This window comes from Pectobacterium artocarpous, from assembly GCF_046159765.1.
In the GTDB taxonomy this organism is placed as follows: domain Bacteria; phylum Pseudomonadota; class Gammaproteobacteria; order Enterobacterales; family Enterobacteriaceae; genus Pectobacterium.
Genome location: NZ_JBJXVK010000025.1, coordinates 27,424 through 42,065 on the forward strand (window position 1 = coordinate 27,424; position 14,642 = coordinate 42,065).

Below are 14,642 nucleotides of genomic sequence, written 5' to 3' on the forward strand. Positions count from 1 at the left end.
GCGGCGCACGCGGGTAAACTATGTCAAAATGTTACTATGTCAAAATGTTACTATTAGTTGATACCCGCTACCGGAATCGGAGTACACTAGCCGCACGTTGCGATAACAAGGTGGACATGAAACATGGAAATCGATAATAAATCACGCATTCATTGGGCATGCCGCCGTGGTATGCGCGAACTGGATATCGCGATCATGCCGTTTTTTGAGCATGACTATGACACACTCAGTGACAGCGATAAGCGCACGTTTGTACGTCTGTTACAAAGTGACGATCCCGATTTATTCAACTGGCTGATGAACCACGGCGAGCCGAAAGACGGAGAGCTGAAACGCATGATTTCTCTTATTCAGACGCGAAATAAAGATCGTGGCCCAGTGGCAATGTGATCTGCGCGTTTCCTGGCGCATGCAACTGTTGTCATTGGTTGTGCATGGCCTCTTAGTATTGCTCACTCTTCTGGCGCCGTGGCCGGAAGGTTATGCATGGCTGTGGCTGTGTCTGGTCACAATGGTAATGTTCGGTTTTATCCGTAGCCAAAGGAATATCAAATCCTTACAGGGGGAAATCGTGCTGCTCAGCGAAACTACCCTGAGCTGGCGGCAGCAGGAATGGCAGATCGTTAAACGACCGTGGTTGCTGAAAAATGGCGTATTGCTGTCATTGCAGGCTGTTAACGATAAAGGCAGACAACAGCTGTGGCTGGCATCGGACTGCATGGGAGATGACGAGTGGCGTCATCTACGTCAGTTTCTTTTGCAGCAGAAACACTGGGCGAGATAGCTGCACGTTGGATATATTTTTTATTTGGTCATCGTCTGGCCGTATTTTGAAATTGATTGGATATCACTGATGACTAAGCCCGCAGTGCAAAAAAATGGTCTGCATCCTCGTAATCGCCATCGCGATCGTTATGATTTCCCCGCGCTCAAACAGAGCTACCCTGCGCTGACTCCGTTTGTAACGGTAAATGCCTACGGTGATGAGTCAATCGACTTCGCTAACCCCGAAGCGGTGAAAGCGCTGAATCAGGCGCTGTTGCAGCATTTTTATCAAATTGACTACTGGACGATTCCAGACGGTTTTCTGTGCCCGCCGATTCCCGGCCGTGCCGACTACATTCACCATCTGGCTGATTTGCTGGCGGAAGATAACCGCTCGGTGGTGCCACGCGAGGCTTCCGTGTTGGATATCGGCTGCGGCGCCAACTGTATTTATCCGCTGATTGGGCATCGTGAATACGGCTGGCGTTTTACCGGTAGCGAAATTAATCCGCTAGCGATGAAAGCGGCTAACCAAACGATTGAGGCGAACCCCGGTTTGAATCGGGCGATTCGTCTGCGTCGTCAGAAAAGCAGCAAAGCGATACTCGCTGGTATCATTCATAAGAATGATACGTTTGATGCGGTCATGTGTAATCCGCCGTTCCACGCCTCCGCTGAGGATGCGCGTCAGGGAACGCAGCGCAAACTGCATAATCTGGGGCTGGATAAACGCTCACCGCTGAATTTTGGCGGCCAGCAGGATGAGCTGTGGTGCCAAGGCGGCGAGTCAGCTTTTATTGGTCAGATGATCAAGGAGAGCGCCGGTTTTTCCCGTCAGTGCCTGTGGTTTACGTCGCTGGTGTCACGTAAAGAGAACCTGCCGGAGATTTACCGCGCGCTGGAAGCGGTTGATGCGGAAAAGGTCAAAACCATCGATATGGCGCAAGGCCAGAAACAAAGCCGCTTTGTCGCGTGGAGTTTCCTTGATACCGCTGCGCGTACCCGCTGGTTACAAAAGCGCTAAGCTGCTTTAATCTTCACGAACATCAACCTTCACAGAGCGTTGTCGCAAAGATATCTGTGAAGGTTTTATTCAACGGTAATCGTATCCGGTTCCTGCTGGGTCACCTTCAGCGACGTCCCCTGAATCGCCATAAACACGGCTTCCCGTCTGGTTAGATAACCTTTAACGGGATGCGGCTTAATCGCGCCAGTCAGCGTGGTATCGGTGATGATGCCGCAACCCGTCGCGTGCGCGATTTGCTGGGCTGTCTCATCAAACCTTGAGAAATCGATATCGTAATATTGCGGTACATCGCATTTCCCGCCCAGATTTCTGGCGTATTCCTGCGTGCCTGTTTGAGCGCACCCGGCAAGCAACAATCCTGTGACTGCTATGAGTAACATTTTCATCGTGCTTACTCCCGTCGGTTAATACTATTTACAGTAGTGACGCCATCTCTTGCAGGATCTGTTCGCACCACTGTTCCAGCCGTTCATCGCTAAGATCGTATTGGTTCACTTCGTCCAGCGCCAGTCCGACAAAGTGTTTGCCGTCGGCAGTCAGCGGTTTCGGACTGATGAAATCATAGCCTTCTGTCGGCCAGTATCCAACGAATGTGACACCCAGCGGCAGCAGTTGGTCATGCAGCATGCCCAGCGCATCAAGAAACCATTCGCTATAGCCAAGCTGGTCGCCCATACCGTAGAGCGCGACGACTTTGCCTTTGAGGTTTAGCGTCGCTAATTGACCCCAGATGTTCTCCCAGTCTTCCTGAATCTCACCGAAATCCCAGGTTGGGATGCCGAGAATCAGCGTACTGTAATCTTCCATTCGTTGAGGATCGACGTCCTTAACGTTGTGCAGATCCACCAGTTCTTCGCCCAGAATGTCGCGAATCTTTTCCGCCGCCATTTCGGTGTAACAGGTGCTTGAGCCGTAAAACAGACCGATTTTCATAGTGAGTGCTTATAAACAATTTTTATCAGTAAGGGCGCGTTCGACTCAGGCCACAGAGATAACGTGACGGGCGAATGATGCCGCAGGATGTCGGTATTCTAAAAGGAGAACAGGAGTAAGGAAAGGTGCAGTGAGGGCCGTGACCCTCACTGAGGGGACATTTATCCCAGAGACTGGTGGCGCGTTTCTCTGGTCGCCAGCAGTGCAATCAGCGTCAGTGACGCCATGGCCGCCAGATAAACACCGACGTAGAACAGACCGTAATTGGCCGTCAGCCACGCTGCGATATACGGTGCGACTGATGCCCCCAGAATTGATGAGACGTTATAGGAGAATGACGCGCCGGTGTAGCGTACTTCCGTCGGGAACAACTCCGGTAGCAGGGCACCCATCGGGCCGAACGTTAGCCCCATGATGCTCAGACCCAGCACCAGAAAGCCCATCACCAATACTTGGTTGCCCGAACCGAGCATATAAGGGAACAGCATGGCGAAGACGATCATGAGGCAGGTGATGGTAATCATGGTCTTACGGCGGCCAAAGGCATCCGCCAGGTAACCCGCTACCGGCACCATCAGACCAAAGCCGATCACCGCAATCATCAGCATCAACAGGAAACTGTTACGCGAGAAGCCAAGCCCTTTAGGTTCAGGCGCTGTACCGTACGTCATGGAGTAAACGGTCATGATGTAGAACAGCGTATAGGTCGCCAGCATGATGAAGGTGCCGAGGATCGTGACTTTCATGTGCTTACTAAGCAGCGTCCCCAGCGGCATACGCACCTGCTTACCGGCTTTAACCGCTTTGGTAAACACCGGGGCTTCATGCAGAGAGATACGGACATACAGGCCAACCAGCACCAGCGCGGCGGACGCCACGAACGGCACGCGCCAGCCCCAGGTCATGAACTGCTCTTCCGTCAGCAGCCAGGACAACAGCAGGAAGGTACCGTTTGCGAAGAAGAAGCCAATCGGTGCGCCAAGCTGGGGGAACGACCCATACAGCGCACGTTTATGGGACGGGGCATTTTCGGTCGCCAGCAGCGCCGCACCGCCCCATTCACCGCCCAGACCCAGCCCCTGACCGAAGCGCGCCAGTGCCAGCAGAATCGGTGCAAAAATACCAATGGTCTCGTAGGTAGGTAATAGTCCAATCAGAACGGTTGAAACCCCCATGGTCAGCAGAGAGGCGACCAGCGTGACTTTACGTCCGACGCGGTCACCGAAGTGACCGAAGACTGCCGAGCCAATAGGGCGAGCCACAAAGGCAATCGCAAAGGTGGCCAGCGACTGTAGCGTCGCGGCCGTTGGATCGCCCTGCGGGAAGAAAATGTGCGGGAAAATCAACACCGCAGCGGTGGCATAGATATAAAAATCGAAAAATTCGATAGCGGTGCCAATGAGTGACGCAACAATCACTTTGTTGCGTGAGTTTACGGGTGGTGCTTCCGCTTCGGCATCGAGAGTGGGAGTGACGGTGGCTTGCATAATGTTTCTTTATTTTAACAACACGAACGGCCATTCTACGCATAGAAAAATCGGCTTTTCAACGTTGATTCAGTAAGGGCAATGCCAGAGGATACGCGGCTCCAAGGAGCCTGTTCCGATATATGAGCGATACGTAAAATATAATGTGCTGTGGTCTGATTTTTGCCGGAGAATGTTATGGTGATGTTGAGGTTCACGGAATATGTGAGATCACACACAATTCTTTCTGCGAGAGAAGACAGCCTTAATGAAGATGTAAAATCGCCGCCTCATCGGCATAATATTGCCAATCAGTGAAGAGGGACACGGCGATGCAAGAACACGATCAGGCGCTTATCGAGCAGTTTCTCGATGCGCTGTGGCTGGAAAGAAATCTGGTCGAGAATACGCTGGCGTCTTATCGATTGGATTTGCGTGCACTGGCGGAATGGCTTGCACATCATGACAACGATTTGCTACAGGCGCAGGCGCTCGATCTTCAGGCGTTTCTCGCGGATAGGGTTGATGGCGGCTACAAGGCGACCAGTTCGGCCCGTTTGTTGAGTGCGATGCGTCGCTTTTTCCAGTACCTTTATCGGGAAAAGTTGCGCAGCGACGATCCCAGCGCCGTGCTATCGTCCCCGAAACTGCCGCAGCGTTTACCCAAAGATTTGAGCGAGGCGCAGGTTGATGCATTGCTCAACGCCCCGAGCATTGAACAACCGCTAGAGTTACGCGATAAGGCCATGCTTGAGGTATTGTATGCGACGGGGCTACGTGTTTCCGAACTGGTCGGTTTGACGATGAGTGATGTCAGCCTGCGGCAGGGCGTGGTACGCGTGCTGGGGAAAGGCAATAAAGAACGGCTGGTGCCGCTTGGTGAAGAAGCGGTGTACTGGATCGAGTATTATCTGGAGCACGGTCGCCCGTGGCTGCTGAATGGGCAAACGCTGGATGTACTGTTTCCCAGCAATCGCGCACGGCAAATGACGCGCCAGACGTTCTGGCATCGCATCAAGTATTATGCGGTACTGGCGTCCATTGATAGCGAAAAGCTCTCGCCGCACGTCTTGCGTCACGCGTTTGCTACCCATTTATTGAACCACGGCGCGGATTTACGGGTCGTACAGATGCTCTTAGGGCACAGCGATCTTTCCACGACGCAAATTTATACCCATGTGGCGACGGAGCGGCTGAAGCAGCTTCACCAGCAGCACCATCCGCGCGCATAGGGGATAGCGTAACCAATCGAGTCATTATACAGAGTAACAGGATGTTATCTGGCCGGCGAAACCTCTCGCCAACCACCCCGGCGTATTGCTACGAGCGACGTATTTACCATGACGTTGCGACACAAACAGGATTGATAAAATGAAAAAAGGGTTATTACTGCTTTCTTTACTGAGCGCGACGGCAACCAATTTTGCCCACGCCGATGATGCCGCGATCAAACAGACATTGACGCGTCTGGAGATGCAAGGGGCGGAAATCCTGCCTTCGCCGCTGGCGGGTATGAAAACCGTCATTACCGATAGCGGCGTGTTGTACATCAGTGAAGACGGCAAGCATTTGCTGCAAGGCCCGCTTTACGACGTGAGCGGTACTATGCCAGTCAACACCACCAATAAAATCCTGATCGGCAAGCTGGATGCGTTACAAGAACAGATGATTGTGTATAAAGCCGCACAGGAAAAACACGTTATTACCGTTTTCACTGACATCACCTGCGGTTATTGCCACAAACTGCATGAGCAGATGAAAGATTACAACGCGCTGGGCATTACCGTGCGCTATCTGGCATTCCCGCGTCAGGGCATGAAATCGCCAGCCGCAAAAGATATGCAGTCCATCTGGTGCGTGGCCGATCGCAATGCCGCGTTTGATAACGCGATGAAGGGCGATGCGATCTCGCCAGCAACGTGTAAAACGGATATCGCCGCGCATTACCAACTGGGCATACAGTTCGGCGTGCAGGGCACCCCCGCCATCGTGCTGCAAGACGGGCTGGTCGTGCCGGGGTACCAAGGGCCGAAAGAAATGCTGGCGATGCTGGAAGAACATAAAGCCTCGAAGAAAACCGGCGGTTAATGCTACGTGGATATGATTACCCAACTCCGTCGGCGTCCGTTGGCGGAGGACATTGATTTACCTGACACCGTTCCGCCTTTGCTACGTCGCCTCTATGCGCAGCGCGGCGTGAAAGGCGCTCAGGAGCTGGAACATCGCCTGAGCGGTTTGCTCAATTACCGGTTGTTAAGCGGGATTGATAAAGCGGTCGATCTGCTGCAACACACACTGGCCGAGAAGCGCTGCATCGTCATCGTTGGCGATTTTGATGCCGATGGTGCCACCAGCACCGCGCTCACCGTGCTGGCACTGCGCAGTATGGGCGGCGTGAACGTGAAATATCTGGTGCCGAACCGTTTTGAAGACGGCTACGGACTAAGCCCGGAAGTGGTGGCGCAGGCCGCCGCACTGGGTGCAGAAGTGATTGTGACCGTGGATAACGGGATCTCTTCTCACGCGGGTGTCGAGGATGCTCATCGGCGTGGTATTGCCGTGCTGGTGACCGATCACCATCTGCCGGGTGAAATTCTGCCAGCCGCCGACGCCATGATTAACCCTAATCTGCCTGACTGTCAGTTTCCCTCCAAGGCGCTGGCGGGCGTGGGTGTCGCGTTTTACCTGATGATGGCGCTGTTTGTGCGCTTGCGTAATAGTGACTGGTTTACGCAACCCTTGTTTACGCAACAGGGGCTGGCGAAGCCGAACCTCACCGAATTGCTGGATCTGGTGGCGCTGGGTACGGTCGCAGATGTGGTGCCGCTGGATGCTAATAACCGAATTCTGGTCGCGCAGGGGCTGAACCGCATTCGTGCGGGCGAATGCCGCCCGGGTATTCGGGCGCTGCTGGAAGTGGCGAACCGCGATGCCAGCCAACTGGTCGCCAGCGATTTAGGTTTTGCGCTTGGGCCACGGCTGAATGCCGCTGGTCGGCTGGATGACATGACGGTCGGCGTTGAGCTGTTATTGAGTAACGATATTACTCAGGCGCGCATGCTGGCGAATGATTTAGATGCGTTGAATCAGGATCGGCGGGAGATCGAGCAGGGGATGCAGGCAGAAGCGCTGCGCCTGTGTGAATCGCTGGAGCGCACCCGCACTGAATTGCCTTATGGTCTGGCGATGTACCACCCGGAATGGCATCAGGGTGTTGTGGGTATTCTGGCTTCACGCATTAAAGAGCGTTTTCATCGCCCTGTGATTGCCTTTGCTCCTGCGGGTGACGGCATGCTGAAAGGGTCCGGGCGTTCCATTTCCGGCTTGCATCTGCGCGATGCGCTGGAGCGGCTGGATACGCTGTATCCCGGTATGATGCAGAAATTCGGCGGACACGCGATGGCGGCAGGGCTGTCTCTGCATGAAGATCGGTTTGAGGATTTCCGTCAGCGCTTCGGCGAACTGGTTGGCGAATGGCTCGATCCGTCGCAGCTTGAAGGCGTTGTCTGGTCTGATGGCGAACTGGTGCTGCCGGAACTGGATTTGCTCTCAACGGCAGAAATGCTGCGTTACGCGGGGCCGTGGGGGCAGTCATTCCCTGAACCGACGTTCGATGGCTGCTTCCGTATTCTTCAACCCCGCCTGCTGAAAGAGCGCCATTTGAAAGCGATGTTTGAACCGCTCGGCGCAACAGGCGCTGTGCCGCTGTTAGATGGCATTGCGTTCAATGTCGATACCACCCTCTGGCCGGATCCGAGCATTAAAGAAGTCGAAATGGTGTACCGGCTGGATATTAACGAGTTTCGCGGTAAACGCTCGGTGCAATTGATGATCCAACATCTGTGGCCGCGCGCGTGAACCACATACGGTGGGCAGAAAGTCTATAAACCGGGCGTTTTATCCGCTAGAATGGTGGGTTACATCATTCCGTTGTCAACGACTTAACGTAAGAATATAAAAAATCATGTTTGAAATTAATCCGGTGAAAAACCGCATTCAGGATCTGTCTGAACGTAGTGCCGTTCTTAGGGGGTATCTTTGACTATGATGCCAAGAAAGAACGCCTCGAAGAAGTAAACGCCGAACTGGAACAACCTGATGTCTGGAATGAGCCTGAACGCGCTCAGGCATTGGGAAAAGAACGCTCCTCGCTGGAAGCTATCGTAGACACCATCGATCAACTGACTCAGGGTCTGGAAGATGTGGCTGGTCTGCTTGAGCTCGCGGTGGAAGAAGAAGACGAAGATACGTTTAATGAAACCTCGGTAGAACTGGACGCGCTGGAAAATAAATTAGGCCAGCTCGAATTCCGTCGCATGTTCTCCGGCCAGTACGACAGTGCAGATTGTTACCTGGATATTCAGGCGGGCTCTGGCGGTACGGAAGCGCAGGACTGGGCCAGCATGCTGGTGCGTATGTACCTGCGTTGGGCGGAAGCCAAAGGGTTTAAAACCGAAATTATTGAAGAGTCAGACGGTGACGTGGCGGGGACGAAATCTGCCACCATCAAGATCATCGGTGACTATGCATTTGGCTGGCTGCGTACCGAAACCGGCGTACACCGTCTGGTGCGTAAGAGCCCGTTCGATTCCGGCGGCCGCCGCCACACCTCATTCAGCTCCGCGTTTGTCTACCCGGAAGTTGAGGACGATATCGATATCGAAATCAATCCAGCCGACCTGCGTATTGACGTGTACCGCGCATCGGGTGCGGGTGGTCAGCACGTTAACCGGACAGAATCCGCGGTGCGTATTACCCATATTCCGACCAACATTGTCACGCAGTGTCAGAATGACCGTTCCCAGCATAAAAACAAAGATCAGGCGATGAAGCAGTTGAAAGCGAAGCTGTACGAGTTTGAGATGCAAAAGAAAAATGCTGAGAAACAGGCGATGGAAGACAACAAATCTGACATCGGCTGGGGTAGCCAGATTCGTTCCTATGTTCTGGATGATTCGCGCATCAAAGACTTACGTACCGGAGTGGAAACACGTAACACTCAGGCCGTACTGGATGGCGATCTGGACAAATTTATTGAAGCAAGTTTAAAAGCGGGGTTATAAGAAATTCACATGGCTGAATCACAATCACAGGGTGCCGATCAGGCGCAAGATCTGAATAACGAATTAAAAACGCGTCGTGAAAAGCTGGTGGCGCTGCGTGAAACCGGGATTGCCTTCCCGAATGATTTCCGCCGTGACAGCACGTCCGATCGTCTGCACGCTGAGTTCGATGGCAAAGAGAACGAAGAGCTGGAAGAACTGGGCATCGAAGTGACCGTTGCGGGTCGTATGATGACCCGTCGCATCATGGGTAAAGCCTCTTTCGTGACCTTGCAGGACGTTGGCGGTCGCATTCAGCTGTATGTTTCCCGTGACGATCTGGCGGAAGGCATCTATAACGAGCAGTTCAAGAAGTGGGATTTGGGCGATATTCTCGGCGCGCGCGGTAAGCTGTTCAAAACTAAGACGGGCGAGCTGTCTATCCACTGTACCGAACTGCGTCTGTTGACCAAAGCGCTGCGTCCGCTGCCGGATAAATTCCACGGTCTGGCCGATCAGGAAACCCGTTATCGTCAGCGCTATCTGGATCTGATCGCTAACGATGAATCTCGCAATACCTTCCGCATCCGTTCCAAAGTGATGGCGGCGATCCGTAGCTTCATGGTGGATAGCGGCTTCATGGAAGTCGAAACGCCGATGATGCAGGTGATCCCCGGCGGTGCGTCTGCGCGTCCGTTCATCACGCACCATAACGCGCTGGATATCGACATGTACCTGCGTATCGCGCCGGAACTGTATCTGAAGCGTCTGGTTGTCGGTGGCTTCGAGCGTGTGTTCGAGATTAACCGTAACTTCCGTAACGAAGGTGTTTCGCCACGTCACAACCCTGAATTCACCATGATGGAGCTTTATATGGCGTATGCCGATTATAAGGACCTGATTGTGTTGACGGAAAACCTGTTCCGTACGCTGACGCAGGACGTGCTGGGTTCGACGACGGTGGAATACGGCGATCAGACATTCGACTTCGGTAAGCCGTTCGAGAAGCTGACGATGCGCGAAGCGATCTGCAAATACCGTCCTGAAACCAACGTCGCCGATCTGGACGATCTGGAGAAAGCGACCGCGATCGCTCAGTCTCTGGGCATTAAGATCGAAAAAAGCTGGGGCTTGGGCCGTATCGTGACCGAGATTTTCGAAGAGACGGCAGAAAGCAGCCTGATCCAACCAACCTTTATCACTGAATATCCGGCGGAAGTGTCACCGCTGGCGCGTCGTAACGATCAAAACCCAGACATCACCGATCGCTTTGAATTCTTCATCGGCGGCCGTGAAATCGGTAACGGCTTCTCCGAGCTGAATGATGCCGAAGATCAGGCAGAACGTTTTGCTCAGCAGGTGAACGCCAAAGATGCGGGTGATGATGAAGCGATGTTCTACGACGAAGACTACGTAACGGCGCTGGAGCACGGGCTACCGCCGACCGCGGGTCTGGGTATCGGTATCGACCGTATGGTGATGTTGTTCACTAACAGCCACACCATTCGCGACGTGATCCTGTTCCCGGCGATGCGTCCGCAGAAGTAAGTTCGTTTTAGCTGAACCTTCTAAACCGGTGCGATTGCACCGGTTTTTTATGGGTGCTATCCGGTATCTCATCATTGCGATTTTCCCCGCGCATTCTGTGATTGTTGTTCGACGGGGGAAGATGCTATTTTCAGGCATTCATTCACTGCCGGAACCTCCTTATGATGACTTACCGCGATGCCTGGTTCGAGCTGGCGCTGTTAACCAACGGCCGCAGTTTTCCACGACATACGCACGATGAGTTCGTCATCAGCGCCAATCTCAGCGGGCTAGAGACGGTCTGGCTGGATGGCGAAACCTTTGTTGCGACCAACGATATGGTAACGACTTACAATCCCGATCAACTGCAAGGCAGTGACAATGCGTTTGACCGCTGGCAGTGTGCATCGTTGTATGTTCATCCGCAGGCATTCGAGCATTATTTCCACCAAACCTTTCGGTTCTCACGGGGCTGGAATTCGTCACCGCTATTGGCAGCCGAGTTAAAACAGTTAGTCATCGCTGATGTGGATGACAGCACACGTCAGGAACGTATTATCCTGCTGCTCGCGGGGTTGATGGAAAATCAGCATCATGTACCGTCTTTGTGCCAGTTCAACGAAGCAGAGCGGATCACGCGGATCAAAGACGGATTGCTAAACGATTTCAGCGATGTCCCCACGCTCGATCAACTCGCGCAACAGGAAAATCTGTCGGTGGCTCATCTCGTGCGTTCGTTTAATCAGGCGGTTGGGCTACCGCCGCTGGCATGGTTGATGCAACGGCGTATGTGTAAAGCGCGGGAACTGCTGCGGCAGGGGACGGCGATCAGTCAGGTGGCGGCGGATCTCGGGTTTGCCGACCAAGCGCATTTCACGAAAGCCTTCAACCGCTACAACGCCATGACACCGGGGCAGTTCCGCCGTATCAATTTTTGACAATACAGCGTTTCCTTTGGGCTCTACACTCGTCTAATTACTTAACGCGCGAAGGGAATACCATGTTGTTAGTTGTGTTCACAGGGATGTTGCTCTCCCTGTCATTGTGTCTCGATCTGGGAATGGTCAATACTGCCATTATTAACCGTGGGCTGCGGCACGGAGCGCGTTCGGCATTTTATATCGGGCTGGGTTCCTGCTTTGGCGATCTGTTTTATGCCACGCTGTCGGTGCTGGGGTTGGCGGTGGTTTTTAACCTGACGCCAGTGCGCTGGGCGCTATGGATTGGCGGTGGCTTGATTCTGATCTGGATGACAATCAGCATGGCGCGTGCAGCATGGCGTGACTATCAGGTGAAACGTTTTGCCGATCTTTCTGACTCAGGGAATAGGGTGGGGTCTTCCACTCCGCCGGCGCGTTATACCGAGTTTTTCAGCGGCGTCGGTATGGCGCTGGCGTCACCGACGGCATTACTGTGGTTTGCGGCGATTGGCGGCACCATCATCGCGCAGTCTACCGATGGCTCAGCCTTCATGATTAGCCTGTTTCTGCTGGGCTTTTTCGTGGGCGGTGTGCTGTGGACATGCTTCCTCGCTGCGCTGGTGAAGTACGGTCAGCGCCTGCTGAAAGAGCGTATCTCATTCTATTGTAGCCTGATCTCCGCCATACTATTTGCCTACTTTGCCTGGCACGTTATTTCCAGCGGCTATGAGACGCTGTTTCTGCCGTTCTCCACGGCTGCATGACCGCTCAAAACCGCAGCACTTTGCCGGGTTTTTTACTTGCTCGGCAACGGCATAGCGCTATAATGCCAATCGCTCCCCGTGCGAGTGTAGTTCAATGGTAGAACGGCAGCTTCCCAAGCTGCATACGAGGGTTCGATTCCCTTCACTCGCTCCAAAAATACCTCCTCAGTTCTTCAAAGTCCACAAAACCCAGTAATGACAAGGCTTAGCGCGAATACTCAGTCGTTCAGGGGAAAACCGCGTCTATCAAAATCTACACCCTAGTGCGTACAGTTATGTGTATAGGGCATCATGACCGCGTGTTATCACAGACGACTTCCCAGTCTTTATGAGAAAAAGTGCTGTCGGCGAGTGTTGTGGCAACGGCCAAAGCAGGGATACCTGTGATAAGAGTCGTGAGCACAGAAAAGCGGGAAGGGAGAGAGAAAGTCATGTTTATCTGATCCTTGATGGTGCTGTGGCTGATTATCACGCCTGTAGTGGCAAATATATACGTATTCTGGCGATGCGTGAGGAAAAGCCGTTTTAGAGGCGTACTGAATGTGCGCGGTATGATCGTGCGGCTGTAGGGATATCACCCTAGCCGCACTCTCGGAGAGAACGTTTCACAGATAGCCAATGCGTATTGGGTCCGTGGTTTTTACCCGCGGTGTGCCCAATGCGTCATTTTCTTCTCGATAAAAGCGAAGATTTCATACATCACGACGCCCATGGCACCGATGACCAGCAACCCGGCGAAGACGAGCGCCATGTTCATATTGGAACTGGCCGACATCATCAAGTAACCAATACCTAAGTTGGACGCGACCGTTTCCGAAATCACCGAACCGACAAATGCCAGCGTGATGGCCACTTTTAACGACGCAAAGAAATAGGGCTGAGAGCGGGGCAAACCGACTTTTTTCAGTATATCTAGACGGGAAGCGCCGAGGGAACGCAGGACATCTTCCATCTCTGGTTCTACGGTTGCCAAACCCGTAGCCACATTGACCACGATAGGAAAAAAAGAGATGAGAAAGGCGGTCGCGATGGCCGGTATGGTGCCAATGCCAAACCAGACGACCAGTACCGGAACAAACGCCACTTTTGGGATAGAGTTAAACCCGACCAGCAGCGGATAAACTGCTTTGTAAACCAGTGACGACGCCCCGACGGCGACGCCTAGCAACACCCCCACGACGACCGCCAGTGCAAAACCCACTAGCGTAGTATAAAGGGTTTGCAGCGAGTGGGCGGCGATAGGCTGCCAGTCGGTGATGAGCGAACGGTAGACGTCGCTTAATGAAGGAAAGAGGTAGCTTGGCACCTCTAATCCGACCACTACCATTTGCCAGATCCCGCCCAGTAACAGCAGAAGTCCCCAGGGGGCGAGTCTTATCAGTGTTGCTCGTGACATAGCGAGGCGTTCTCCTTTAGGTATGGCGTTGTGAAGAGATATGTTCACGCAGTTCAAATACATAGCGGGAAAACGTATCGGTGTAGGTAATCTGGAGATCGCGCGGGCGAGGCAAGTCGATCTCGCGGCGTGCCAGAATCTGTCCAGGGCGCGTGCTCATGACGTAGACGGTGTCTGCCAGAAAGACGGCCTCGCGTAGATCGTGCGTCACCAGCACCACGGTAAACGGTTCTTCTTGCCAGAGATCGCGCACCATGCACCACAGCTCTTCACGAGTGAAGGCATCGAGTGCGCCAAAGGGCTCATCCAGCATCAGCAGGCGCGGCTTATGAATCAATGCCCGGCAAATCGATGCACGCTGCTGCATTCCTCCCGATAACTCCCACGGATATTTGTGTTCGCATCCAGACAATCCTACCCGTTTCAGTAAGCGACGCGCCTGTTGCTCATATTCACGTCGTTTCGCCCGGAAGGTGGAGCGGTACGGCTCCACGATCTCCATGGGCAACATGACATTCTCCAGCGTGGTGCGCCAGGGGAGTAAATTCGATGCCTGAAATGCCATACCGACGCACTTTTGCGGCCCGGCAACCTCACGGTTATTGACGAAAACATAGCCTTCCGTTGGGGAAATCAACCCGGAAGTCAGCTTCATAAACGTTGATTTGCCGCAGCCTGACGGGCCGACCAGCGCGACAAACTCATTTTCTTCAATACTGAAGTCGATCTCTTTGATCGCCAATTGGCTGCTGTTGTAGCCCAGGCTGACTTTCTCAAATTTAACGAAACTCATTCACCACCA

At 53.4% G+C, this 14,642-nt stretch carries 15 protein-coding genes, 1 tRNA gene and 1 pseudogene; 11 read left to right on the forward strand and 6 right to left on the reverse strand.

All coding sequences use genetic code 11. The annotated features are described in order from the left end of the window. Nucleotides 1-123: 123 nt before the first annotated feature. From sdhE to rlmF, 3 genes are all read left to right on the forward strand, one after another. On the forward strand, nt 124-390 hold the full coding sequence (sdhE, locus tag ACKQAD_RS15975; RefSeq protein WP_012773340.1) for an FAD assembly factor SdhE: 267 nt from the start codon (nt 124-126) through the stop codon (nt 388-390). A gap of 19 nt (nt 391-409) precedes the next feature. Then, nucleotides 410-784 carry a protein YgfX gene (locus tag ACKQAD_RS15980; RefSeq protein ID WP_409161099.1) on the forward strand — a complete coding sequence of 125 codons (375 nt, stop codon included), beginning with the start codon at nt 410-412 and terminating at the stop codon, nt 782-784. 69 nt (nt 785-853) lie between these two features. Continuing rightward, nucleotides 854-1,789, forward strand: coding sequence for a 23S rRNA (adenine(1618)-N(6))-methyltransferase RlmF (gene rlmF / locus ACKQAD_RS15985; RefSeq protein ID WP_409161058.1), 936 nt, complete (start codon nt 854-856; stop codon nt 1,787-1,789). 65 nt (nt 1,790-1,854) lie between these two features. On the opposite strand, the gene ACKQAD_RS15990 is transcribed toward rlmF, so the two are convergent. The 3 genes from ACKQAD_RS15990 to ACKQAD_RS16000 all read right to left on the reverse strand — a co-directional run bounded on the left by ACKQAD_RS15990 (nt 1,855) and on the right by ACKQAD_RS16000 (nt 4,212). After that, nucleotides 1,855-2,178, reverse strand: coding sequence for a hypothetical protein (locus ACKQAD_RS15990; protein ID WP_409161059.1), 324 nt, complete (start codon nt 2,176-2,178; stop codon nt 1,855-1,857). Between the two features lie 28 nt (nt 2,179-2,206). After that, nucleotides 2,207-2,725, reverse strand: coding sequence for a flavodoxin FldB (gene fldB / locus ACKQAD_RS15995; protein ID WP_039355405.1), 519 nt, complete (start codon nt 2,723-2,725; stop codon nt 2,207-2,209). Nucleotides 2,726-2,886: 161 nt separating this feature from the next. Continuing rightward, a complete protein-coding gene (locus tag ACKQAD_RS16000; protein WP_409161060.1) occupies nt 2,887-4,212 on the reverse strand; it encodes an MFS transporter in 1,326 nt (441 codons plus the stop codon). Nucleotides 4,213-4,523: 311 nt separating this feature from the next. On the opposite strand from ACKQAD_RS16000, the gene xerD reads away from it, so the two are divergent. The 8 genes from xerD to ACKQAD_RS16040 all read left to right on the forward strand — a co-directional run bounded on the left by xerD (nt 4,524) and on the right by ACKQAD_RS16040 (nt 12,598). Beyond that, nucleotides 4,524-5,423: a site-specific tyrosine recombinase XerD gene (gene xerD / locus ACKQAD_RS16005; RefSeq protein WP_409161061.1), complete on the forward strand. Its 900-nt coding sequence runs from the start codon at nt 4,524-4,526 to the stop codon at nt 5,421-5,423. 139 nt (nt 5,424-5,562) lie between these two features. Then, on the forward strand, nt 5,563-6,279 hold the full coding sequence (gene dsbC / locus ACKQAD_RS16010; protein WP_409161062.1) for a bifunctional protein-disulfide isomerase/oxidoreductase DsbC: 717 nt from the start codon (nt 5,563-5,565) through the stop codon (nt 6,277-6,279). Between the two features lie 6 nt (nt 6,280-6,285). Further along, on the forward strand, nt 6,286-8,049 hold the full coding sequence (gene recJ, locus ACKQAD_RS16015) for a single-stranded-DNA-specific exonuclease RecJ (protein WP_409161063.1): 1,764 nt from the start codon (nt 6,286-6,288) through the stop codon (nt 8,047-8,049). Between the two features lie 106 nt (nt 8,050-8,155). Next, nucleotides 8,156-9,254 (forward strand): peptide chain release factor 2 gene (prfB, locus tag ACKQAD_RS16020; RefSeq protein WP_409161064.1). Its coding sequence is split into 2 segments (ribosomal slippage): nt 8,156-8,230 and nt 8,232-9,254, totalling 1,098 coding nucleotides; the frame shifts between segments, so codons are not numbered across the junction. 9 nt (nt 9,255-9,263) lie between these two features. Beyond that, entirely contained in the window at nt 9,264-10,781 is a 1,518-nt protein-coding gene (gene lysS / locus ACKQAD_RS16025; RefSeq protein WP_409161065.1) for a lysine--tRNA ligase, read from the forward strand. Between the two features lie 161 nt (nt 10,782-10,942). Next, nucleotides 10,943-11,698 (forward strand): helix-turn-helix transcriptional regulator, encoded by a 756-nt coding sequence (locus ACKQAD_RS16030; RefSeq protein ID WP_409161066.1) that lies wholly within the window; start codon nt 10,943-10,945, stop codon nt 11,696-11,698. A gap of 62 nt (nt 11,699-11,760) precedes the next feature. After that, on the forward strand, nt 11,761-12,444 hold the full coding sequence (locus ACKQAD_RS16035) for a LysE family translocator (RefSeq protein ID WP_409161067.1): 684 nt from the start codon (nt 11,761-11,763) through the stop codon (nt 12,442-12,444). 80 nt (nt 12,445-12,524) lie between these two features. After that, a tRNA-Gly gene (locus ACKQAD_RS16040) sits at nt 12,525-12,598 on the forward strand. A 144-nt stretch (nt 12,599-12,742) separates the two neighbouring features. Here the strand turns inward: ACKQAD_RS16040 and ACKQAD_RS16045 are convergent. From ACKQAD_RS16045 to ACKQAD_RS16055, 3 genes and pseudogenes are all read right to left on the reverse strand, one after another. After that, a pseudogene (locus ACKQAD_RS16045) lies at nt 12,743-12,877 on the reverse strand (DUF1176 domain-containing protein); the annotation flags it as partial. A 207-nt stretch (nt 12,878-13,084) separates the two neighbouring features. After that, on the reverse strand, nt 13,085-13,840 hold the full coding sequence (locus ACKQAD_RS16050; protein WP_320764267.1) for an ABC transporter permease: 756 nt from the start codon (nt 13,838-13,840) through the stop codon (nt 13,085-13,087). Between the two features lie 16 nt (nt 13,841-13,856). Beyond that, nucleotides 13,857-14,633, reverse strand: coding sequence for an ABC transporter ATP-binding protein (locus tag ACKQAD_RS16055; RefSeq protein ID WP_409161068.1), 777 nt, complete (start codon nt 14,631-14,633; stop codon nt 13,857-13,859). Nucleotides 14,634-14,642: the final 9 nt, after the last annotated feature.